The organism is Blautia sp. An81 (genome assembly GCF_002161285.1).
GTDB lineage: Bacteria > Bacillota > Clostridia > Lachnospirales > Lachnospiraceae > Blautia > Blautia ornithocaccae.
Genome location: NZ_NFHH01000039.1, coordinates 1 through 22,888, shown reverse-complemented (window position 1 = coordinate 22,888; position 22,888 = coordinate 1). Strand labels below are relative to the sequence as shown.

Genomic DNA, 22,888 nt, shown 5'->3' with positions numbered 1-22,888 from the left:
CTATAGGATTTGTACTAACCAGCAAAGTCAGCAAATCTTATTTTACTCTGAGGTATCTTTTTTTCTCAACCACCTTTCGTGGAATTCCCTATATTTGTATTATACAGGAAGCTCCTGTATATAGACTTAATGAGTCCAATTTCTACTATTGTAACATAAAATCGCCATATTTCCAGATTTCCCGCTATTTTTTTACAAAAATCGAAAAAATAAATTGCCAAGCTTTTCATTATGCCGTATTATAATAGAAATCATATCCGATTGTTATATCAGATAACATATTATTTATCATAAACAGGGAGGAATCAAAAGATGGAGCTTTTGAAAGAGCGTATTCTAAAAGACGGGGTTGTAAAGCCCGGAAATGTTTTAAAGGTAGACAGTTTTTTAAATCACCAGATGGACATTCCGTTTATCAACGAATTAGGAAAGGAGTTTAAACGGATCTTTGCAGACGCTCCTATCAACAAGATCCTCACCATTGAGGCTTCCGGCATCGGCATTGCCTGTATTGTGGCACAATATTTTAACGTTCCGGTGGTTTTTGCCAAAAAGGCTCAGAGCCTGAATCTGGATGGGGAAATGTACTGTACGAAAGTAGAATCCTTCACCCACAAAAAAGTCTATGACGTAATTCTCTCAAAAAAATATCTGGGACCGGAAGACCATGTACTGATCATTGACGACTTTCTGGCTAATGGCTGTGCCCTTATGGGACTTATTGACATTGTAAAAAATTCCGGAGCTGTTCTGGAAGGCGCCGGAATTGTTATTGAAAAAGGATTTCAGCACGGAGGAGACCGTCTTCGTGAACAGGGTATCCGGGTAGAGTCACTGGCTATCATTGACTCTATGACCAATGATTCCCTTACTTTCCGGTAGTCGCCAAATGGACATGCAAGCATGCCCGCTTGGCTCGTTACTCGCAGGAATAAAAGAGCCATTTTACGCAGCTGCCCCATGAAACAGAACTATCCTGAGTTTCTGTTTCATGGGGCAGTTTTTTAACTGGACTGGTCATTCTTTTTAAAACTGGCTATTTTAATATAGCCAGTTTTCCTTTATAGTATAGAAAACCAAAAAGAAAAGGAGTGACTGTCTATGAAAAACCAGACAAAAAAGATTATTCTGGCTGCTCTTTTTGCAGCTTTGACATGTGCTGCTACCATGTCCATCCGTATTCCCACCCCGGGAACCGGAGGCTATATCCATCCCGGCGATGCCATTGTGATTCTTTCCGGCGTCATTCTGGGGCCGGTATACGGATTTCTGGCTGCCGGCATCGGTTCCTGTATGTCTGACCTTCTGGGAGGGTATCTCACCTATGTTCCCATAACCTTCCTTGTCAAAGGTCTTGTGGCCCTTCTGGCTGCCCTGGCATACCGGAAAGCCGCCGTATCCCCTAAAGGCCGGATCGCCGGTGTTGTCCTGGGAGGTATTATCGATATTGTTTTAGTGGCAGGAGGATATTTCCTCTTTGAATATGTGCTCTACGGAATAGGAGCAGCCGCCAGCATTCCTGCCAACATCATTCAGGGTGTCAGCGGACTGATCATTTCACTGATCCTCTATCCAATCCTCTCAGCAGTACCTGACGTAAAGCGCCTGCTCTACGCTCAGCGATAAACGAGGGGATGTCCCATTAAACATATTTCAGGAATATTTATACATTTTATGCAAATTTGTCGAATACAGCTTTAAGACCATAGGCTCAAGGCTGTGCAGACTGAGCAATAAAATGTATAAATATTCTCGATTTTGATGAATGGGACAGCATCTATTTTTTTCTTTCTTTCAAAGTCTTCAGGTTTACCTGTCCTCCGTCAGGATGCCCTCCTGTCATATGGTCCACTTTTTTGTTATCTAAAAAAGAAGCCCGCATAATAGCATTCTTTCCATACTTTTTCCGGATTTTATCTACTGCCTGGTCCATCCGTTCCATTTTTTCATAATCTGTATTATCAAAAAGGCTCATCTGCCGTCCCTGACTCTCGGAAGACAGCTTTCCTGTCTGTACTCCCAGAAGCCGGATAGGACTCTGGTCCCAGAGTTCTTCAAAAAGCTGGCAGGCTGCCTCATAGATTTCTTCTGTAATATCTGTAGCTGCAGGCATGACTTTCTGGTGAGATACAGTCTTCATATCTGTATTGCGGATAGACACAGATACCATCTGGGCTTTCTGGCCGTCCTTCCGAAGCCGGGAAGCTACCGTCTCGCTAAGAGACAGGAGGACCATTCTGGCCGTATCCTCATCAGTAATGTCAAAGGCCACTGTGGTACTGTTGCCATACATTTTATTTCCCTCAGGCACAGGCTCCACCAGAGAAGAATCTCTGCCATTGGCAAACTCCCATATAGTCTCTCCCTGCTTTTTCAGATGATGGCGCAGGATCTCCACATCTGTACCAGCAAGCTGACCAATGGTATAAATTCCCAGTTTGTGAAGGGCTTCCTGAGTAGAGCGTCCAACAAAAATCAGGTCAGACACCGGCAGAGGCCACATCTTTGTTGGGATTTCCTCCGGGAACAAGGTATGGACCTTATCCGGTTTTTCAAAATCCGAGGCCATCTTTGCCAGATATTTGTTTGATGAAATACCTATGTTTACTGTAAATCCCAGTTCCCGGCTGATCCTGTTTTTCAGCTTGTGGGCAAAAGCCACCGGGTCTCCGATGATCTTCTCCATTCCGCTCATATCCATAAAGGCCTCATCAATACTGTACTGCTGTACGTCTGGAGTATACTCTCTTAAAATATCCATGAACTTTTTAGAATACTGCCGATACAGGCTATGATGAGCAGGCACAACTGTAAGACCGGGGCATTTCTTTAAAGCCTCGGTAAGAGGCTCTCCTGTACGCACGCCGCAGGCCTTGGCAGCCAGGGATTTTGCCAGAATGATCCCGTGTCTCTTAGATTTATCTCCACCCACAGCGCAGGGAATCTCCCTTAAATCTACTGACCCTCCCTGTTCCCGGAGGCGGTACACTGCCTCCCAGGATAAATAGGCACTATTCACATCAATATGAAAGATCACTTTTTCCACAGCTTCTCACTCCTCGTATTTCCACTCTTGGCCAATCTCTCTTACTGCCAGAGCCGCCTTGTAGATTTCCTCCTCTGTATTAAACCAGGAAAAAGAAAACCGCAGGGTCCCTCTTTCCCTGGTCCCCAGAGCCTCATGGATCAGAGGGGCGCAGTGGACGCCTGCCCTGGTGGCAATCTGATATCCTCCGGCCAGAATCTCTCCTGCCTCTTTTGAATCATATCCCACCACATTGAGAGACACTGCCGGGGTTCTCTCCCCAGTGGAAAAATCTCCATAGACCCTCACCCCTTCTATGTCATTTACTTCTTCATAGAAAAGCTTTGCCAGTCTTTTCTCATGCTCTATGATTTTCTCCAATCCAGTCTCTCTGAGATAATCAAAAGCTGCTCCCAGACCTGCAAGACCATGAATGTTCAAAGTCCCTGCTTCCAGAGCCTCAGGCATGGAGCCCGGATGCTCCCGGTCAAAAGACAGGATTCCGCTGCCGCCGGTTTTAAAGGGCGGGATCTTCACCTGAGGGTCCACACAGATCCCTCCGGTACCCTGGGGTCCCATAAGTCCCTTATGTCCGGTAAAGCATAAAACATCTATGTGCATGCTCTGCATATCAATAAAGGCCTCTCCTGCGCTCTGAGAAGCATCCAGGATAAACAGAAGGCCGTGTCTCCTGCACAGATTTCCAATCTCCTCTGCCGGGAAAAGATTTCCGGTAACATTGGAGGCATGGGTACAGATTACTGCAGTGGTATTCTGGCGAACCGCCTTTTCCATATCTGCCAGAGAAAAATTTCCTTTTTCGTCAGCAGGAAGTATGGTCAGTTCTGCTCCTTCTTTTTCTTTCCTGTACAAAGGCCGCAGCACAGAATTATGCTCTGCCTGGGTGGTGATCACATGGTCTCCCTTTTTCACCAGGCCCTCAATGGCAATATTCAGGGCCTCTGTGGCGTTAGAAGTAAAAGCTACCGACTCACCTCCCCAGGCTCCGAAAAACTCTGCTGCTTTTTCCCGGACAGAATATACCAGCCTGGAAGCGGAAAGGGCAGGCCCCCAGGCTCCCCTTCCACTGTTTCCCACCGTCCCCATAGCCTCATAAACTGCCCTTCGCACTGTCTCTGGCTTATATAAAGTTGTGGCTGCATTATCCAGATAAATCATTTCTTTCTCCTGAAGTAAATAAAATGTTCTTTTCTTTCTTCCACCCTGCCGATAACTGCCGCCGGAGTCACAAGCCCCCCTTCTTTCAAAGCTTCCAGAAGTTTCTCTCCATCTTCAAAAGCCACAGCGGCAAGAAGCCCGCCGGAGGTCTGGGGGTCGAAAAGCAGATCTTCCATAGCTTCGGAAATCTCCGGTTCAAGAAAAGTCTCTTCTTTCTGATAGGCTTTATTTCGATAAGTTCCTTCCGGCACCAGCCCCATGGAAGCGTAATCCAAAGCTCCAGGCAATAGGGGCAGCTTATCTGTAAAAATCTCCAGGCTCACCTGGCTGGCTTTGGCAATCTCCAGGCCATGGCCTGCCAAGGAAAAACCGGTCACATCTGTACAGCAGTGAATGGGAAACTGGCGAAAAACTTCCATAGCTGTCTTATTCAGATATGTCATACTTTCCTGTACTGCTTTTTTCTCTTCCGGTGAGGCCAGGTCTGCCTTCACAGCAGTATTCAGGATACCTGCTCCTAAGGCTTTGGTAAGGATCAGCAGGTCTCCCGGCTGAGCTCCAGCGTTTTTCCAGATTCTGTCCGGATGAACAAATCCAGTGACACTCATGCCATACTTGGGTTCCTCGTCATTAATTGAATGCCCCCCTGCCAGAACAGCTCCCGCTTCTTTTACTTTGGCAGCTCCTCCTGCCAGGATTTCGCCCAGGACTTCGCTGCCCAGACAGTTTGGATAGGCCACAATATTCAGAGCCAGTCTGGGATCCCCTCCCATAGCATAGATATCGCTGAGGGCATTGGCTGCCGCAATCTGACCGAATACATAGGGATCGTCTGCCATAGGGGGAAAAAAGTCCAGGGTCTGTATCATAGCCAGGTCCTCCGAAATTTTGTACACAGCTCCGTCATCTGAAGTTTCCACTCCCACCAACAGGTTTTCATCCTGAAATTTCGGCAATTTTCCCACTACTTCCTGCAGGATCTTAGGCCCCAGTTTTGCCGCACATCCGGCGCTTTTGGAATACTGGGTCAGTTTTATCTTCTCTTCCATCTGCTTTTACCTCGTCTCGTCTTGAATTCCCATATGGCTTTTCCATTGTCTTCCGGTTCTCTGCCGGCTGTCTATTCTCCCTTTAAATCAATCTGTACCTCTACCGGGCAGTGGTCTGAGCCGAAAATCTCCGTATGGATCCCCGCTGAGATCAGCTTTTCCTCCAGTCTTTTGGACACACAGAAATAATCAATACGCCACCCTGCATTTTTCTCCCTGGCCTTAAACCGATAGGACCACCAGGAATAGATCCCGGTCTCTTCCGGGTAAAAATACCGGAAAGTATCTGTAAATCCAGCCTCCAGAAATTCTGTAAATTTTTCTCTCTCTTCGTCTGTAAATCCTGCATTGTGACGATTAGTTTTAGGATTTTTCAAGTCAATCTCTTTATGAGCCACATTCAGGTCTCCGCACATGACCACGGGCTTTTTCTCATCCAGCCCTTTTAAATATACCCTGAAGTCGTCTTCCCACTTCATCCGGTAGTCCAGTCTTGCCAGCTCGTTCTGGGAATTTGGAGTATATACCGTAACCATATAGAAATCCGGGTATTCCAGAGTGATCACACGCCCCTCCTGGTCATGCTCCTCTATTCCAATGCCATAAGTGACCGACATAGGCTCCTTTTTGGTAAAAATGGCCGTTCCGGAATACCCTTTCCGTACTGCATAGTTCCAGTAACAGTGGTATCCTTCCGGAGCAAAATCAATCTGTCCTTCCTGAAGCTTTGTCTCCTGAAGGCAGAAGAAATCTGCATCCGCCTCCTGAAAATATTCATTAAATCCCTTCTGCACACAGGCCCGGAGCCCATTTACATTCCACGAAATAAATTTCATTCTTTTCTCCTTTTTCATTGTCTGTTTGCACAGCTTTTTCCCCATTATACACTATTTTTTCTCTGTTGCGAAGGAAAAAACTTTTCATAAACGTCTTTACGAATCCGGAAATTCCTGTATATAATAAGGGGTAGACTTTAATCGCAGCAGTTTTCCCGGCGCCATTGGCCAGACCGTAACTCTGGTTCCCCCAGCCGTTGTACTGCTGCTTTAAATCTGTAGTAGAAAAGGAGAACAACCATGGGTGGAATTTTTGGAGTAACATCAAAGTCCAGCTGTACTTTGGACTTATTTTTCGGAACTGACTATCATTCTCATTTAGGCACCAGAAGAGGCGGTATGGCCGTATACGGCAAAGACGGCTTCTCCCGCTCCATTCACAATATCGAGAATACCCCGTTCCGTACAAAATTTGACGGAGACCTGGATGAACTGGAAGGCAACTCAGGTATTGGCTGTATCTCAGATACAGAACCCCAGCCCCTCCTGGTACAGTCCCATTTAGGCAGCTTTGCTATTACAACAGTAGGAAAGATCAACAACATGGACGAGCTGGTAAATTTATCTTATAAAAACGGCTGCACACACTTTCTGGAGATGAGCGGCGGAAGCATCAACCCTACCGAGATGGTAGCTTCTCTCATCAACCAGCAGGCCAGTATCACCGAGGGAATCCGCTATGCTCAGGAAAAAGTAGACGGCTCTCTGACTCTTCTGGTACTGACTCCAGAAGGTATCTATGCTGCCAGAGACCGTATGGGGCGCACCCCTCTGGTCATCGGTGAAAAAGACGGAGCTCACTGTGCCTCTTTCGAGAGTTTTGCTTATCTGAATCTGGGATATGAGACCTTAAGGGAATTAGGTCCCGGTGAGATTGTCTTTCTTACCCCTGAGTCTGTGCAGACACTCTCAGAACCCTTAAATGAAATGAAAATCTGTTCTTTCCTGTGGGTATATTACGGCTATCCTACCTCTACCTATGAGGGGGTAAATGTAGAAAACATGCGCTATGAATGTGGAAAGAGACTGGCTCAGAGAGATTCCCTGAGAGAACATGTAAAGCCTGACCTGGTAGCCGGCGTACCGGACTCTGGAACCGCCCATGCCATTGGCTATGCCAATGAATCCGGAATCCCATTCTCCCGCCCATTTATCAAATATACACCAACCTGGCCCCGTTCCTTCATGCCTTCCAGACAGGAACAGAGGAACCTGATCGCCAGAATGAAGCTGATTCCTGTAGAAGCTCTGATCAAAAACAAGAGCCTGCTGCTCATCGACGACTCCATTGTCCGTGGAACACAGCTTCGGGAAACTACAGAATTTTTATATAACAGCGGAGCCAAGGAAGTCCACATCCGTCCGGCCTGCCCGCCTCTGCTCTTTGGCTGTCCCTTCCTGAATTTCTCTCGTTCTAAATCCGAGATGGATCTGATCACCAGACGGATCATTGCCAAAAGGGAAGGAGACAATGTCAGCCGGGAGGTTCTGGATACCTATGCAGATCCGGATTCCCAGAATTACAAAGAGATGCTGGAAGATATTGAAAAAGAACTGAACTTTACAACTCTTCACTTCCACCGTCTGGACGACCTGCTGGCTTCTATCGGCATAGAGCCATGTAAGGTATGTACTTACTGCTTTAATGGGAAATAAGCAATAGTCCCCATACTTTTCACATTGCCATAAATAAGCAAACCACCAGTTTTGATGGCCTTCTCTTTGAGGATTTTCCATCAAAACTGGTGGTTTCTTTTTCCTAGCAGTTCCCTACAAACCTGGTTATAACCGTCACAAACAGGAAATCCTCTCCTGTCCCGGCCCTGCTAATAGTTTTCTTTCTGGTAAAACCGTCCCATAAGTATATCTGTCTTTACCACATTTACAAATGCATGGGGGTCTGCCAGCATGACCTTTCTTATAAGCACCTTTGCCTCTGTACTGGAAACTACGGAGTAGATCATTTTTCTTCCTTCATTGGAATACATACCCGTGGCAGAAAATTCCGTAGCACTGTGATTGGTCACTTCATAAATGGCATCGTATACTGCTTTGGGACTATCCGTAACTATAAACAGTGTTACTTTATTGTAGGCCTGATACAGCAGATGGATGGTCTGAGTAGAAGTAAACTGGAAAATAATGGAGTAAAGAGCCTTGTCCCATCCAAAAAGCATACCCGCCAGAAGCAGAACTACTCCATTTCCCATAAGGATATAATTCCACACGTCCTTATTCTTTTTCTCTGCAAAATATACAGCAATAAAATCTGTCCCGCCTGTAGAGGTTCCTCCTATCAGCGCCAGGCTGATGGCAGCTCCATTTATCAGTCCGCCGAAGATACTGATCAGCAAAATATCCTGAGTGATTGGAACTGAAGGCACAATATCTGTCAAAACACTGGTTACTACAATAATCAGACTGGTATTTAAGGTAAATTTCTTTCCTATCGCCTTAAAGCCTATAATCGCCGGGACTGCATTCAAAAGCAGACTCACCGGAGCAAAAGGAAGAGGGATTCCCAAAAACTGGTCAAAAACTGTCTGAATCAGTCTGGTGACTCCGTTAAATCCTCCCGGATATAAGCCGCCGGCCTGTACAAAAGTTTTAATATTCACAGCCATGATCGCTGCGCTTATAAGACCAAAGATAAGCCTTTTTACTTCTCTTTTGGGGTCTATTTTCGAATTCACATTTTTCTTCATAACCTTCTCTTAAAGCATATGGGCGCGAAGTCCCTCAGGGGACTGAGCACTTAAATATACTGGTGCAATATCAAATACTGTCTTGCAGCCTGTCTGTCCTTCTTTATTCAGGCGATATACAGCCCTTGCATAAGCAGCAATAACAGAAGATGTGAATTCCGGATTGGAATCCAGTTTCAGGCTGTACTCGATGACATGATTATGCTCGTCATCCCATCCTGTCTTTCCTGTACGGATCACAAATCCTCCGTGAGGAAGTCCTGCATGGTCTCTCTTCATTTCCTCTTCTGAAATAAAGTGTACAGTGGTATCATACTCATCAAAATAATTTGGCATAGTCTTGATCTCATTCTCAATTCTTGCCTTGTCAGCCCCTTCTTTTGCTACCACAAATACCTCTCTGGTATGTTTTTCTCTTGTAGTCAGTTCCGGATTCTCACCGTTTCTTACAGCTTCCAATGCTTTTTCCACAGGAATGGTATACTGTCTGGCGTCGATAACGCCTTCGATCCTTCTGACTGCGTCAGAATGCCCCTGGCTTACTCCTTTACCCCAGAAAGTATAGTCCTTTCCAGTAGGCATGATAGCGTTGGCATACAGGCGGTTCAATGAAAACATTCCTGGGTCCCATCCTGCAGAAATCAGAGCTGTTTTTCCACTTTCCTTTGCAGCCTTATCTACTGCTTCAAAATGCTCCGGGATTTTTGCATGGGTATCAAAACTGTCCACTACATTAAAATATTTTGCAAATTCAGGAGTCTGTACAGGAAGGTCTGTAGCACTTCCTCCACAGAGGATCATCACGTCAATGTCATCTTTCATCTTAACAGCCTCGTCTACATGATAAACCTTTGCCGTCTCTGTAAGAATTTTTACAGAAGCAGGGTCTCTCCGTGTAAAAACTGCTTTCAGTTCTAAATCCGGGTTATGCTTAATCGCACACTCTACGCCTCTGCCCAGATTCCCGTATCCTAAAATTCCGATTCTGATGCTCATATCTCATTCTCCTATCTTTCTGTATAATATCCGGCAGAGAATATCCTCTGCCACTTTCAAAGTATACCAAACTGAGAGGCATTGTCAATGCAGAATCCGAAACTTTACATAGCCTCCTGCAGCAATCTGCCCCGTGTATTCCACTGCTGAAGCTCTGCTTTTAAGGCATAAAAAGGCAGACATCTTTTCTGAAATCCAGAAAAAAATGCCTGCTCTCCTTATGTAACTTCTCTTTGATTTACAGCTCAGTCGTGAATTCTGATAACAGCCTTCACAATATCTGCCTTATTCTTAATGGATTCATCCATGGCAATATCCGCCTGATCCAGAGGATATTCCTTTGTAACAATACCTTTCAGATTTACCTTTCCATCAGCCACTGCCTGGATTGCCATAGGATAAATATTTCTATAACGGAATACAGTCTTAAAAGTCAGCTCCTTATTCAATGCAACACTCATAGGCAGAGTAACTTCTCCGCTCTTGCTGTAACCTACAAATACTATGGTAGAACCATTTTTCGCAATCTCGATTGCCTGTCTGGAAGTGATTTCAGAACCAGCAGTCTCAATGACCAAATCTGTTCCTTTTCCATCTGTAAGCTTCCGGACTTTTGCTGCAACATCTTCTTTCATTCCATTGATAACACCGGTTGCTCCCAGTTCCATAGCCTTGTCCAGACGTTTATCCATCACATCTACCACATAAACTTCGCTGACTCCTCTGGCTTTCAGGGCCATCATAGATACAAGGCCGATACAGCCGGCACCCATAACTACAGCCTTCTGCCCCAGATGCGCATCTCCCTGAATAGCTGCATGAAATCCTACAGCCAGAGGCTCTATAAGAGCGCCCTCCAGGGTGCTTACGTTATCCGGCAGTTTAAAGCACAGCGCTGCCTCATGAGCAACATACTCCTGAAACACACCATCCACCGGAGGCGTTGCGAAAAAGACTACATCAGGGCAGAGATTATACTTGCCCTCTTTGCAGAATTCACAATGTCCGCAGGTTTTTCCCGGTTCCAGAGCAACTCTGTCGCCAACCTGAAGATGCTTTACATCTTTACCTACTTCCACTACCACTCCTCCAGGCTCATGGCCCAGAACAAAAGGCGGCTCCACAACAAAATCCCCAATAGCCCCTGTTTCATAGTAATGAAGATCGGAACCGCAGATTCCCACATAATCCAGTTTCACCAGCACTTCATCATCCTTCGGCACCGGAATTGGCCTCTCTTCAAATTCGATCTTCTGAATGTCGGTCATTACCGCCACTTTCATTTTGCCTTCCATAATCCATACCTCCTGTTTTGTGAGACTGCCCTTTTTCCCGGACAGCCTCACCAATTCTCTAGTCGTAATGATAGCCTAATTATAATCCCCGCTTTTCCATACTTCAAGTAAATTTCCTGACATTTTCCATGAAAAAATTGACAATTTATCTGGATATTTCTTGTCAGAAATGGCCTTTTACTTTCCTAAAAACCCCCCAATGATTTTTAGTGATGGAACAGACGTATTCCGGTGAACGCCATTACCATATCATATTTATTGCAGGTTTCAATCACTGCATCATCACGAACAGAACCGCCTGGTTCCGCCACATATTTAACCCCACTCTTATGCGCTCTCTCAATATTGTCTGAGAAGGGGAAGAAAGCGTCAGAACCCAGAGTAACCTCTGTCATCTTATCCAGCCATGCTCTCTTTTCTTCTCTTGTAAATACCTCTGGCTTCTCTGTAAAGGTTTTCTCCCACTGACCGTCAGCCAGTACATCCATATACTCCTCGCCGATATACACATCAATGGCATTATCTCTCTCAGCACGGCTGATGGTATCTTTAAAAGGCAGTTCCAATACCTTCGGGCACTGTCTCAGCCACCAGTTATCTGCCTTCTGTCCTGCCAGACGTGTACAGTGTACACGAGACTGCTGTCCTGCTCCTACGCCAATTGCCTGGCCGTCTTTTACATAGCATACAGAATTGGACTGGGTATATTTCAGGATGATCAGAGAAATCTTCATATCCCTCCTGGCTTCTTCTGTCAGCTCTTTGTTCTCTGTGACAATGTTAGAAATCAGCGCATCGTCAATAGCCAGTTCCTGACGTCCCTGTTCAAAAGTAACACCGTAAACTTCCTTATGTTCCAGAGGTGCCGGTACAAAATCCGGATCAATCTCAATGACATTGTAATTGCCCTTTTTCTTTAGAGCAAGAATATCCAGTGCATCCTGGGTATATCCCGGAGCGATGACGCCGTCAGAAACCTCTCTCTTGATCAGCATAGCCGTATCTCTGTCGCACACGTCAGAAAGAGCGATAAAATCTCCAAAAGAAGACATACGGTCAGCCCCTCTGGCCCTTGCATAAGCGCAGGCAAGAGGTGAAAAGTTTTTCCAGTCCATATCATTAACCCAGTAGATTTTTGCCAGCGTCTCTGTAAGGGGCAGTCCCACAGCAGCGCCTGCCGGAGACACATGCTTAAAGGATGTAGCTGCCGGAAGTCCTGTTGCTTTCTTTAAATCTCTTACAAGCTGCCAGCCGTTAAAAGCGTCCAGGAAATTAATGTATCCCGGCTTTCCGCTGAGAACCTTGATAGGCAGGTCAGAGCCGTCTGCCATATAGATCTTAGATGGTTTCTGGTTTGGATTACATCCGTATTTCAGCGCTAATTCTTTCATATTCTAACTTCCTTTCCATTATCTGCATTATTGCTGTCCAGAGTATTTCTCTGATATATTAATTATTTTTATTTACGATCCTGGTTTCATATTTTCCTGTCTCAATGTCAATAAACCGAACAAACAGAGACACCTTATTTTCCTCATTCAGGCTCTCCCAGACCTCCTTTGTAAAGGCGTCAATATCACCGGAAATCCCCACTACTTTCGGCTCTCCTTCAAAGCTTGGCAGAGGATTGCCGTCATGCATATAAGTATGGATAAAACGACCTTCTCCGTCTATCGGATTCTCATAAGCATAGGTAAATCTGCAGCAAGATTTCGGATCCCCATTATTGCTTTTTAAAATAGACATAGCATAATTATAATGTCCGTTTTCAATATGCATAATTCCTGAAATTCTAGGGGTGTAGTTTGGTCCGTCAGGCTCAAACTCACGGCTCCTTAAAGACTGCTCAAATGTCATCTGCTTGTCCATACCCTCGTAAATAGTATCTGTCTGGTCACCGTTTGTAACAATTGTTTTATTCCCAAGTACACGAACAGGAGCGTAAATGATCAGGCTGGGGTCTTCCATTTTTGAAGGGTCAAAAGCCTGGGTACGGATACCTTCTCCATCCTCTACAAACACACGGTTTCTGCTGTTGGCGCTTCTTCCCATAATAAAATAAGCAGCCACAGCTTTCTTTCCATCCGGGGTCTTCCCCAGCACGATACCTCTTCCCGGGTATGCATTATTTTTCAGTTCTTCTGACAATGACAGCATCTTCATGAATTTCTCTCCTTTACAGATATATAATAACTATAACAATGAAAAAAGCCCACTATCCGAGCATTCTGCCCAGACGGTCGGCTTCTCTCGCTTATACTCCCTGTGGTCATTTCCACTTCCGTCAGTCATATAAGCACTTAAAACATAACATCTATGGTAAAAAAAGTCAATGATTTTTGTGAGAAAATGATTATCCTCAATACTGACAATTTTACAGCTTCTTCAAAATTCCTTGTGCTACTCCTCACACACCTGGAAAATATAAAACTTCAGATAGTAAGAATCCCCCGCTCCCCACAAAATCGGATGATCCGCTGCCTGGGTCCTGAACTCTACCTGACGCAGACGCTTATGGGCATTTCTGGCTGCCTGGCCGATGGTCTGGGTAAACAGCTCATAATCCATGAAATGGGAGCAGGAACAGGTTGCCAGAAATCCTCTGTCTTTCACCAGCTTCATAGCCCGCAGATTGATCTCCCGGTATCCCCGTACTGCATTTTTGATAGAATTCCTGGACTTGGTAAAGGCCGGTGGGTCCAGGATCACCATATCATATTTCTCTCCCTTTTTCTCCAGCTCAGGAAGAAGCTCAAAAACATCTTCACAGATAAATTTCACCCTGTCTTCCAATCCATTGAGCTTTGCATTTTCTCCCGCCTGATGAACTGCCAGTTCAGAGGCATCTACTCCTGTCACTTCTGCAGCTCCGGCAATTCCCGCATTCAGGGCAAAGGAACCTGTATGAGTAAAGCAGTCCAGGACTCTGGCACCTTTGCAAAGCTTCTGGATTGCCAGACGGTTATATTTCTGGTCCAGGAAAAATCCGGTTTTCTGGCCATCTTTAACATCCACCTGATATTTTACTCCGTTTTCCTCGATCTCCACCAGAGTATCGAAAGGCTCTCCAATAAATCCCTTTACACGTTCCATCCCTTCCTGGGCCCTGACCTTGGCATCGCTCCGCTCGTAAACTCCCTGAATCTGTATTCCGTCTTCTGCCAGTACTTCTTTTAGGACTTCTACAATGGTCTCCTTCATCCGGTCAATGCCAAGGGCAAGAGACTGGACCACCAATACCTGAGAAAACTTGTCCACCACAAGGCCGGGAAGAAAATCTGCCTCTCCAAAAATAATCCTGCAGCTGCTGGTATCCACAGTCTTTTTCCTATACTCCCAGGCATCTTTCACCCGTGTTTTCAGAAACTCTCTGTCAATCTCCACATCTGTTCTTCTTGTCATCATCCGGATGCGGATTTTGGAATTCATGTTAATAAATCCTTTTCCCATAGGGTAGCCATCAAAGTCATGGACCAACACAATATCACCATTTTCAAAGCTTCCCATAATACTCTCAATCTCATTGTCATAAATCCAGGGGCCCCCTGCTTTCAACGCTCTTCCCTCACCCTTTTTCAATGTCACAACTGCATTACTCATTCTCTCATCTCCTGTCTTTCTCTATTTCTTTCCTATTCTATTTAAAGCCAGGCCTTTCTGCCAATGCTTTTATCTTCCATTCAGTTCTTTTCTTACCCTTTTCCAGTCAGGGAAAAAACGGTCCATATATGCCCAGAACTCCTTTCCATGTCCCGGCACCAGTAAATGGACCAGCTCATGGGTCACCACATATTCCAGACATTCTCTTGGACAGGCTGCCAGCTGAATGTTCAGCCATATCCTTTTCTTTACTGTATTGCAGCTTCCCCACCGGGTTTTCATATCTCTCAGCCGCCATTCCCTGGCGTGAAGTTCTGTAATCTGTTCACACTTCCGGATTACTTCAGGAAGTATTTCCGCAAGCTGCTTTCTGTATAGTTCCTTCTGCCGCTTCCGCTCTTCCTCAGAAAGCTCCTCCTCAGCCCAGGCAGCCCTGTTTTCCTCCAGTTTTTTTCTGGTATCCATAATCCAGTTCCATTTTTCTCTGACAAACCCTTCCACAGTTTTTACAGACATCCTCTCAGGGGCGGAAACCCGTATTTCTCCGTTAGCTGGTGAAATACGCAGATACATATTTTTTATTTTCTTTTTCTCTATCTGGATATTTTCTCCGTTAATCTGAAGCTTCACCAGTTTCTTTACATCCTTCTTCAATTCAGAGACTCCTTTTTGGGTTTTCAATCCTGCCCCAATGGTGTGGAGATGCCAGGACTTCTATCTTCTCCCCGGTAAAAGGCTGGCAGAATACTGCTCTCCGGCAATGGAGCGCCAGGCCTGGAAAATAAGGATTTTCCCCATCTCCGTAGAGCATATCTCCCAGAAGAGGATGCCCCAGCCAGGCCATATGAACCCGGATCTGGTGGGTCCTTCCTGTATAAATTTCCCAGGCAGTTACTGTAGCATTGTCCAGGAACTCCCGTACTTCATACTGAGTCTCCGCCCTTTTTCCCCTGGCATCCACCTGCATTTTCATTTTTTCCCCAGGGATTTTTCCTATGGGCTCCTGGATTCTTCCCTCGTGATTTTCCAGCCGTCCTTTGACAATTCCCAGATACTCCTTCTGGAAAATTCCTTTTTCCTTCTGCTCTCCCAGTCTTGCCCCGGCAGTCTGATTCTTGGCCAGTATCACCACTCCGGAGGTATCTCTGTCCAGCCGCCCTATAATCCTTACAGGACGGGGCTCTCCTCTTTTTTCAAAAAGACCTGCCGCCAGGTTCCCTAGGGAATCCCTATAGTGTCCCCGCCCCGGATGACAGGCTATTCCCGAAGGCTTATTTACTGCCAGAATGTCCTCATCCTCATAAAGAATTTCCAGCTCCCCATCCAGAGGCGCCACTTTTCCACAGTCTGTCTCCTGCTCCTCCAGACATACTGTCAAAATTTCTCCAGGCCTTCCCACATATGAAATCCGCTGTTTCTCTCCGTTTATGCAGATTCCTTTTTCCCGAAATTTCGCCTGACTGATCTGTCTTTTTGTCAGCCCCAGATGCTTTTTCAGCACATAGTCCAGAGGCTGAAAAGCAGTGTCTTCATCTAAAATCAATTCCAGGGTTTTCATTAATAAGCCAGAACCTCGTATCCATCTTCTGTTACCAGTACCATGATCTCCCACTGGGCAGAAGGTTTGCCGTCTTCTGTGTACACTGTCCAGCCGTCGCTGTCGTCTACAAAAATCTCATGGCCCCCCATATTGATCATAGGTTCAATAGTAAAGATCATGCCGGGAGCCAAAAGCATGCCCGTACCTGCCTTTCCAATATATCCTACCCAGGGATCTTCATGGAATTCCAGACCTATTCCGTGTCCTCCGATCTCCCGGACTACAGAATAGCCATTAGCGTGAGCATGGTCATAGACAGCCTGACTCATATCTCCCAGAAATCCCCAGGGCTTTACCTGCTCCAGTCCTTTTTCCACACACTCCTTGGTCACATCCACCAGACGCTGTTTCTCCGTTCCCACCTCCCCGATGCAGAACATACGGGAAGAATCTGAAAAATAACCGTCCAATATCGTAGATACATCCACATTTACAATATCTCCCTCTTTGAGCGTCACATCTTCTGAGGGTATTCCATGGCACACCTGGTCATTAATGGAGGTACACACACTCTTCGGATAGCCTTCATAATCCAGAGGCGCAGGGATTCCTCCTGCCTCTGTGGTGATCTTATACACCCAATCATCAATTTCCTGGGTGGTGACCCCTGGCTGGATATGCTCGGCTACATAATCCAGTACCGCTATATTGATTTTTGCGCTTTCTCTGATTTTCTCAATCTGTGACGGAGTTTTAATGATCTCATGAGAAGGAATAAGCACTCCTTTATTCTCATACATCTTCAGCTTTTCATCAAAAGCCTCATGGCACTTTTTATATTTCTTTCCGCTGCCGCACCAGCAGGGTGCATTTCTCTCTAATATTTCCATATGTTTTTGTCTCCTTTTCCTATGTAACTGTCCCCTCCGTATACAAAAGAACCTTTCTATTCCTTTGGCGGCTGTCGGCGGCTCCTTGGTTATCCTCAGTGTACAAGGGGCCAAACGCCTCCTACACTGAGGGTAGTATATCATGATTTATTTTTCCAGGCAATAAACAGGAATATATTTGTTTTTACTTGAAAAACAGGAGAAAAGATAGTATAAATAATAAGGTCTGGAATAATTTGAAATAGAATTCAGAAAGGATCAGTAAAATATGAATAAGAATCAAAACAGCAAAATGACTCCTCTACAGTTCATTTTTCGTGTACTGCAGGGAGCGCTGATCGGGCTTGGTGCTGTACTTCCCGGCATTTCCGGAGGTGTTTTAAGCGTAATCTTTGGTATCTACAAGCCCATCATGGAACTTTTATCCAATCCCTTTAAAAACTTTAAAACCCATGTACCCAAATTAATTCCCGTTATTATCGGCGGAGTCATCGGCTTTCTGGGAGTGGCTAATATCCTGTCCTTTTTCCTGGAAAAATATCCGGATCCTTCCGTGTGTGTTTTTATCGGACTGATTACAGGAATGCTTCCTTCTCTGTTCCGCGAAGCAGGAGAACAGGGACGCAGCAAAGGTTCTTACATCTCTATGGCAGTATGTATGTGTGTTATCTTTACCCTGCTCATCGGTCTTCAGATGACTTCCATAGAAGTTGCCCCAAATTTCTTCTGGTATCTCTTCTGTGGATTTTGCCTGGCCCTCAGCATAATCGCACCGGGAATGAGTTTTTCTACCCTTCTCATGCCTCTGGGTCTGTATACGCCTTTTATTGACGGAATCGGACACTTCGATATGGGAATATTGATCCCCGGCGGTATCGGAGCTCTGGTAACTGTGATCTGCTTGGCAAAAGCGGTGAACGCCTTATTTGACAATTACTATTCCATCGCCTTTCACGGAATCATCGGTATTGTCATTGCCGCTACAGTCATGATCATTCCGTTTTCTGGATTTACATCCCCTGGAACAGCTCTGGTCAACGGAGTATGTATTATTATAGGAATCCTCGTCGCTCTTGCTCTTGATAAATTTAACAGTCGAGTAAAAGTGGAGTAATCTTCTAAATAGCAACAGCAAAGCCAGATGAAGCTTTTTATTTTCTGAGTTTTCATCTGGTTTTCTTTTGTTAAAAATTTTCAGATTTTTTAAGATTTATCACCATTCAAAACTGTTTATAATATATTTTATTTAAAATTTTCTATTTTTATTATTGACATATCCGAAATAGGCTGTTATAATTTAACCATAAAATAAATCAAAAGAAAAAAACAGAAAGGACTGATACCACCAAAAGATTAAATTACTACTCATAATTTTAAAGAAAGGACGGTACGGACCACCAGAAATTTAAAGAACATTTGAAATCGAAAAATACGAAAAGAGGTATCCGCCAATGGATAACGAAATACGTTAAAAGGCATCATTCAGAATAAAAAATTTTGAATGATGCCTTTTACATTTGCTGTAATCGCTTATAGAAAATTATAAAACGTACAATTAGCCAAATAGATTATTCTGTTCTCTCATCTCCCCAGAAAAACAGCGCTACAGTTCCCGGTCCTGTATGAGTTCCGATTACAGTTCCAATACTATTGATCAACACTTTTCCGTTAAGATTTGGGAATTTCTCTTCTACCATATCTGCCACTTTTCTGGCATCCTCCATACATGCAGAATTGGAGATATAGCACTTGCCACTATACTCCAGACCACCCTGGGCATGTTCTTCCATTCTCTTAACCATCTCACGAATGACCTGTTTCTTTCCCCTGTATTTATTTCTGGGGATCAACTTCCCTTCGTTATTTACATTCATCAGAGGACAGATATTCAGAGCCTGTCCCAGAAAACCGGAAACTTTGGAAATCCTTCCTCCCCGGATAAAGCTGGTAAGGTCTGTAGAGAAAAACCAATGATGAAGCTTGTTTTTATTCTCCTCAATCCACTGAACATTTTCTTCCAGGCTCATACCCTTCTCCTGATTTTCCAGGGCCTTATCCAGAAGAAGTCCAAAACCGGAAGAAGCAGCTAAGGAATCAATTATCACGACTTTTCTGTCCGGATATTTTTCCTCCATCTGGACCTTCGCCATATTAGCAGAATTAATCGTGCCGGAAATACCGCTGGACAGCGTCAGGTGCATTATATCCTTCCCCTCTTTCAGGATTGGCTCAAACAGGTTTATATATTGCTCCGTATTGACCTGAGCCGTAGTGGGCTGAGCTCCATCTGCGATCATCCGATAAAAGTCTGGAAAAGAAATTGATTTCCCCAGATCATCCGGATATTCCTTTCCGTCAAGAAGGAAATGAAAGCAGGCATAAGGAACCTTTTTTTCCTCAAAATAAGAGGCTGGCATATCTGCAGTAGAGCAGCATGTAATTACATAGTTATTCATGAGTCTCTCCTCCCCTATTCATATTCATACAAATATATGTATTTTTATTTTATCATTTCTCTGCCGGCTTGAAAAGACTGATTCCGCTTCTGTCAGTGTGCCAGTTTCAAAATCATCTCCAGGATTCTTCTGGCGCAGATGGCTATTTCCTCCCTTGTGATCAGTTCTCTTTCCATGGCCATAAGCAGTCTGTCAGGATAACCGCAGCCCATTTTGATATCATTTCCCGCTTTTGCTTCTTTATAATGTTCTCCTCTGGTCCACCAGTCTGTGGTAACAATTCCCTTAAATCCCCATTCTTCTCTCAAGATTCCGGTAAGCAGATCCCAGCTTTCAGAAGCCCTGTGTCCATTGACCAGATTGTAAGAAGACATAATGGTCCAGGGATCAGACTCTTTTACCACGATTTCAAAACCTTTCAGATAAATCTCTCTTAAAGCTCTTTCTGAGACTCTGGAATCACTGTCTTTACGGTTTGATTCCTTATTATTGCAGGCAAAATGTTTTACAGATGCAGCCACATGCTGAGACTGGATGCCACGTACCATAGCTGCTCCCATTTTTCCTGCTACCAGAGGATCTTCTGAATAATATTCAAAGTTTCTTCCGCAGAGAGGGCTTCTGTGAATATTCATAGCCGGTGTCAGCCAGATTCCGATGTTGTTTTCCTTTACCTCACTTGCTCCTGCTGCTCCGACTTGTTCTACCAGCTCTGTATTCCAGGTGCAGGCCAGCATCGTGGCACAGGGCCAGGCTGTGGTATACACGCGGCACTGAGGCCTGATCCGCAGTCCTGCAGGACCGTCTGCCGTCATCACATTGGGAATACCATACTCTCTCAGATTTCCCATACCGTAGGTATTAGCTACACCGGTATTTGGCTGACCGCCAAGAAGATGAGCCAGATCTTCATCAGACAACTGTTCCATAAATGTATCCAGAGTAATCTTTCCCTCTGCCACTTCTGAAAGCATATGTTTTCCGGATTTTTCTATTTCTTCCCGCAGCATCTGTCCATAGCCCCTGTCTGCAGGTTCCATTCCTTCTAAGCGGTCCATATCCTGCTTTGGAAGTCCCAGAGGTTCCTGAATCTGTTCTCTTTCCGGAAGCATCTCATAAGAGCCGTCCCCGGTAAGACGTTTTGGCAGTTTATATGGAGCAGATTTACTGGTCAGCTGGCTGACAATACGGTCTCCGTTCAGTACCCAGTCTTCTCTCCACTTTTCCAGATTCTCTGCAGAATTTCCCACATAAAAGCTGTAATTTCCCCCTTCCAGAACATAGGCTGACTTGCTGACTTTTCCCAGGTCATCAAAAGAAGCCATATCCGATACTGAAAATGTCAGGATCATAGTCTGGGTCTCTCCTGCTGCCAGCAGACGGGTTTTCTGAAAAGTTCCCAGCTCCAGGGCCGGTTTGCCAAGTTTTCCCTGAGGTGCGCTATAATATACCTGGACCACTTCTTTTCCTGGGCGAAGCCCTAAATTTGTAACCTCTGCTTTAACACGTACCTGGTCATTCTCTACGGAAATGTTCTTTGTACAGATTTCAAACTCCGTATAGGAAAGGCCATATCCAAAAGGATAAATGACTTTTGCTTTCGCCTGTGGGAAAGATTCAAAATACCGGTATCCCACATAGACATCTTCCTCATAATTCACATAGTCCAGAGACTCATGGAATCCCTCAGAAGATGGATAGTCTTCCAGGGTTTGCGCAAAGGTGTCCGTCAGTTTTCCAGAAGGATTTACGTCTCCGCAAAGGATGTCCGCAGCTGCCAATCCTCCCTCGATGCCCCCCTGCCATGCCATAAGCACAGCGGAAAGACTTTTATCTTCCTTAAACCAGGAAGTGTCGATCATACCGCCTACATTCAGTACTACTGCTACATGAGGGAAGGTCTTTTTCACTTTCTCCACCATCTGCTTTTCTGCCTCGGTCAGACAAAAATCACCGTTCTCAAAAATGCTGGCAGAAAGTCTTGCAAGAGACTGATCACCTCCTGCAAAAGCTTTATCTGCAATACTCTTTCTGTCCCAGCCTTCTCCAGAATACCGGCAGATTGTCACTACAGCCGTATCTGTAAAAGCTCTGGCCTGTCCCAGCAGCTCTTCCGGAACTTCCGGCTCCAGAGTCATTCCCGGACAGTAGCCCTTTGCATACTGAGCCTGAATTTCCTTTTCATAATACCCTGCAGCAGGCCAGAAGACCTCCACTTTTCCTTCCTGCTCCTTAATCCTCAGACCTTCCATAAGATTTCTGGTATAAGCCACGGTCACGTCTCCGCTTCCGCCGCCGCCCTTTACATAGTCCACTGCAGCCTTTCCAAAAACTGCCAGTTTCTGTCCTTTACAGAAGGGAAGCAGAGATCCTTCATTTTTCAGCAACACCATTCCCTCTCCTGCTGCATTTCTCGACAGTTCAATATGCTCCCTGCATCCTGTCACTCTTGCACCCTCTTTTCCAAGGGGCAGACATGGCTGATAATTAAACCTTGACCACTTCTCCATAAAATTCATCCTCCTGCCTTATCGGCAATTATAATTCATATTTATAAATAAACATTTCCAGATGCTTTCTCTGTCCGCTTATATCCACAATCTTCTCAGAGGCACAGATCCTCTGACATCCTTTTTTCTCATAAAATTTATAGTCACAGGTTGTATCTGTAAAGAAAAAGAAATTCTTGCCTCCATTTTCTTTGATAAATGCTTTCGCATCTTCCCAGAGTTGAGTTCCCATACCTTTTCCTTTTTTGCTCCTGAGAATATTTAAATAGATCAGCTCACCATCAAACTTTTCTCCCTGTTCTTTAAACATTTGCCGGTTCTGGCGGTTCAGTTCCCTGAAAAGCTTCAGATTGCTCCGTCCTTCCTGGCTGAGTCCAAGGCGTATCCCATAGAAAAGTCCACGAAAATTCATAGTAAAATTTTTTCGTCCTTTTCCTTCTTTTCTTGCCAGAACCACTCCCACAGGCTTTCCATTTATGAGGGCCACTCTGGCAAAATTTTCCTGAGTAAGCAGACTTGCCCAATAAGATTCTTCCAACAGCCTTACCACTTTCTGATCTTTACATCTACGGCTGAATCCCCAGGTATCTCCCAGGATTCTTTCCATCTGTCTATAGTCCTCTTTTCTAAGTTCCCTATAGGTAATTTCCTGTTTTTTTTGCACCATATCCTGTCATTCTCCTTTGTCGCTATTAGCGTCGGGTTAAAATAACCATCTAGTGTCAGGCTAAAATAGCCAATCCTAGTCAAATTAAAAAAGCCATTACATACAGGTCTTCATCCTCTTATACTGATGATAAGCCAATG

The 22,888-nt window shown here is 44.9% G+C and carries 20 protein-coding genes and 1 riboswitch; of the genes, 4 read left to right on the top strand and 16 right to left on the bottom strand.

Annotated features, from left to right (window positions below):
- Positions 1 to 312: 312 nt before the first annotated feature.
- Positions 313 to 882: a xanthine phosphoribosyltransferase gene (locus B5G33_RS19585; protein ID WP_087268692.1), complete on the top strand. Its 570-nt coding sequence runs from the start codon at positions 313 to 315 to the stop codon at positions 880 to 882.
- 219 nt (positions 883 to 1,101) lie between these two features.
- Positions 1,102 to 1,626 carry an ECF transporter S component gene (locus B5G33_RS19580; protein WP_087268695.1) on the top strand — a complete coding sequence of 175 codons (525 nt, stop codon included), beginning with the start codon at positions 1,102 to 1,104 and terminating at the stop codon, positions 1,624 to 1,626.
- 151 nt (positions 1,627 to 1,777) lie between these two features.
- Here the strand turns inward: B5G33_RS19580 and B5G33_RS19575 are convergent, their stop codons facing one another.
- The 4 genes from B5G33_RS19575 to B5G33_RS19560 form a co-directional block, all read right to left on the bottom strand.
- Entirely contained in the window at positions 1,778 to 3,046 is a 1,269-nt protein-coding gene (locus tag B5G33_RS19575; RefSeq protein ID WP_087418836.1) for a DNA polymerase Y family protein, read from the bottom strand.
- A 6-nt stretch (positions 3,047 to 3,052) separates the two neighbouring features.
- Complete coding sequence (locus B5G33_RS19570; protein ID WP_087418835.1) at positions 3,053 to 4,204, bottom strand: aminotransferase class V-fold PLP-dependent enzyme; 1,152 nt, start codon at positions 4,202 to 4,204, stop codon at positions 3,053 to 3,055.
- Positions 4,201 to 5,253 carry a selenide, water dikinase SelD gene (gene selD, locus B5G33_RS19565; protein ID WP_087418834.1) on the bottom strand — a complete coding sequence of 351 codons (1,053 nt, stop codon included), beginning with the start codon at positions 5,251 to 5,253 and terminating at the stop codon, positions 4,201 to 4,203. Before selD ends, B5G33_RS19570 begins: the two co-directional genes overlap by 4 nt.
- 71 nt (positions 5,254 to 5,324) lie before the next feature.
- Complete coding sequence (locus B5G33_RS19560) at positions 5,325 to 6,089, bottom strand: exodeoxyribonuclease III (protein WP_087418833.1); 765 nt, start codon at positions 6,087 to 6,089, stop codon at positions 5,325 to 5,327.
- A gap of 240 nt (positions 6,090 to 6,329) precedes the next feature.
- On the opposite strand from B5G33_RS19560, the gene B5G33_RS19550 reads away from it, so the two are divergent.
- Positions 6,330 to 7,745, top strand: a complete 1,416-nt coding sequence (locus B5G33_RS19550) for an amidophosphoribosyltransferase (protein ID WP_087418831.1) — start codon at positions 6,330 to 6,332, stop codon at positions 7,743 to 7,745.
- Positions 7,746 to 7,915: 170 nt separating this feature from the next.
- On the opposite strand, the gene B5G33_RS19545 is transcribed toward B5G33_RS19550, so the two are convergent.
- From B5G33_RS19545 to B5G33_RS19505, 9 genes are all read right to left on the bottom strand, one after another.
- Positions 7,916 to 8,794: a YitT family protein gene (locus B5G33_RS19545; protein WP_087268716.1), complete on the bottom strand. Its 879-nt coding sequence runs from the start codon at positions 8,792 to 8,794 to the stop codon at positions 7,916 to 7,918.
- Between the two features lie 9 nt (positions 8,795 to 8,803).
- Positions 8,804 to 9,790, bottom strand: coding sequence for a diaminopimelate dehydrogenase (locus tag B5G33_RS19540; protein ID WP_087418830.1), 987 nt, complete (start codon positions 9,788 to 9,790; stop codon positions 8,804 to 8,806).
- Between the two features lie 245 nt (positions 9,791 to 10,035).
- Positions 10,036 to 11,085: an NAD(P)-dependent alcohol dehydrogenase gene (locus B5G33_RS19535; protein WP_087268721.1), complete on the bottom strand. Its 1,050-nt coding sequence runs from the start codon at positions 11,083 to 11,085 to the stop codon at positions 10,036 to 10,038.
- Between the two features lie 206 nt (positions 11,086 to 11,291).
- The gene (locus tag B5G33_RS19530) at positions 11,292 to 12,476 is read right to left on the bottom strand and encodes a phosphoribosylaminoimidazolecarboxamide formyltransferase (protein WP_087268724.1); all 1,185 of its coding nucleotides are present in this window, start codon (positions 12,474 to 12,476) and stop codon (positions 11,292 to 11,294) included.
- Between the two features lie 58 nt (positions 12,477 to 12,534).
- Complete coding sequence (locus B5G33_RS19525) at positions 12,535 to 13,248, bottom strand: IMP cyclohydrolase (RefSeq protein ID WP_087418829.1); 714 nt, start codon at positions 13,246 to 13,248, stop codon at positions 12,535 to 12,537.
- A gap of 60 nt (positions 13,249 to 13,308) precedes the next feature.
- Positions 13,309 to 13,387: riboswitch (ZMP/ZTP riboswitch) on the bottom strand.
- 98 nt (positions 13,388 to 13,485) lie between these two features.
- Positions 13,486 to 14,685: a class I SAM-dependent rRNA methyltransferase gene (locus tag B5G33_RS19520; RefSeq protein ID WP_087418828.1), complete on the bottom strand. Its 1,200-nt coding sequence runs from the start codon at positions 14,683 to 14,685 to the stop codon at positions 13,486 to 13,488.
- Between the two features lie 69 nt (positions 14,686 to 14,754).
- Positions 14,755 to 15,339, bottom strand: a complete 585-nt coding sequence (locus B5G33_RS19515; protein WP_087418827.1) for a M48 family metallopeptidase — start codon at positions 15,337 to 15,339, stop codon at positions 14,755 to 14,757.
- A gap of 1 nt (position 15,340) precedes the next feature.
- Complete coding sequence (locus B5G33_RS19510; protein ID WP_087418826.1) at positions 15,341 to 16,243, bottom strand: RluA family pseudouridine synthase; 903 nt, start codon at positions 16,241 to 16,243, stop codon at positions 15,341 to 15,343.
- Positions 16,243 to 17,115 carry a methionyl aminopeptidase gene (locus B5G33_RS19505; RefSeq protein WP_087418825.1) on the bottom strand — a complete coding sequence of 291 codons (873 nt, stop codon included), beginning with the start codon at positions 17,113 to 17,115 and terminating at the stop codon, positions 16,243 to 16,245. Before B5G33_RS19505 ends, B5G33_RS19510 begins: the two co-directional genes overlap by 1 nt.
- Positions 17,116 to 17,383: 268 nt before the next feature.
- Here B5G33_RS19505 and B5G33_RS19500 point away from each other — a divergent pair, with 268 nt between their 5' ends.
- Entirely contained in the window at positions 17,384 to 18,229 is an 846-nt protein-coding gene (locus B5G33_RS19500) for a DUF368 domain-containing protein (protein ID WP_087268740.1), read from the top strand.
- 454 nt (positions 18,230 to 18,683) lie between these two features.
- Here the strand turns inward: B5G33_RS19500 and B5G33_RS19495 are convergent, their stop codons facing one another.
- From B5G33_RS19495 to B5G33_RS19485, 3 genes are all read right to left on the bottom strand, one after another.
- The gene (locus B5G33_RS19495) at positions 18,684 to 19,571 is read right to left on the bottom strand and encodes a DegV family protein (protein WP_164496683.1); all 888 of its coding nucleotides are present in this window, start codon (positions 19,569 to 19,571) and stop codon (positions 18,684 to 18,686) included.
- A gap of 92 nt (positions 19,572 to 19,663) precedes the next feature.
- Positions 19,664 to 22,081, bottom strand: coding sequence for a glycoside hydrolase family 3 protein (locus B5G33_RS19490; protein WP_087418824.1), 2,418 nt, complete (start codon positions 22,079 to 22,081; stop codon positions 19,664 to 19,666).
- Between the two features lie 28 nt (positions 22,082 to 22,109).
- Complete coding sequence (locus tag B5G33_RS19485; RefSeq protein ID WP_087418823.1) at positions 22,110 to 22,748, bottom strand: GNAT family N-acetyltransferase; 639 nt, start codon at positions 22,746 to 22,748, stop codon at positions 22,110 to 22,112.
- Between the last annotated feature and the right edge of the window lie 140 nt (positions 22,749 to 22,888).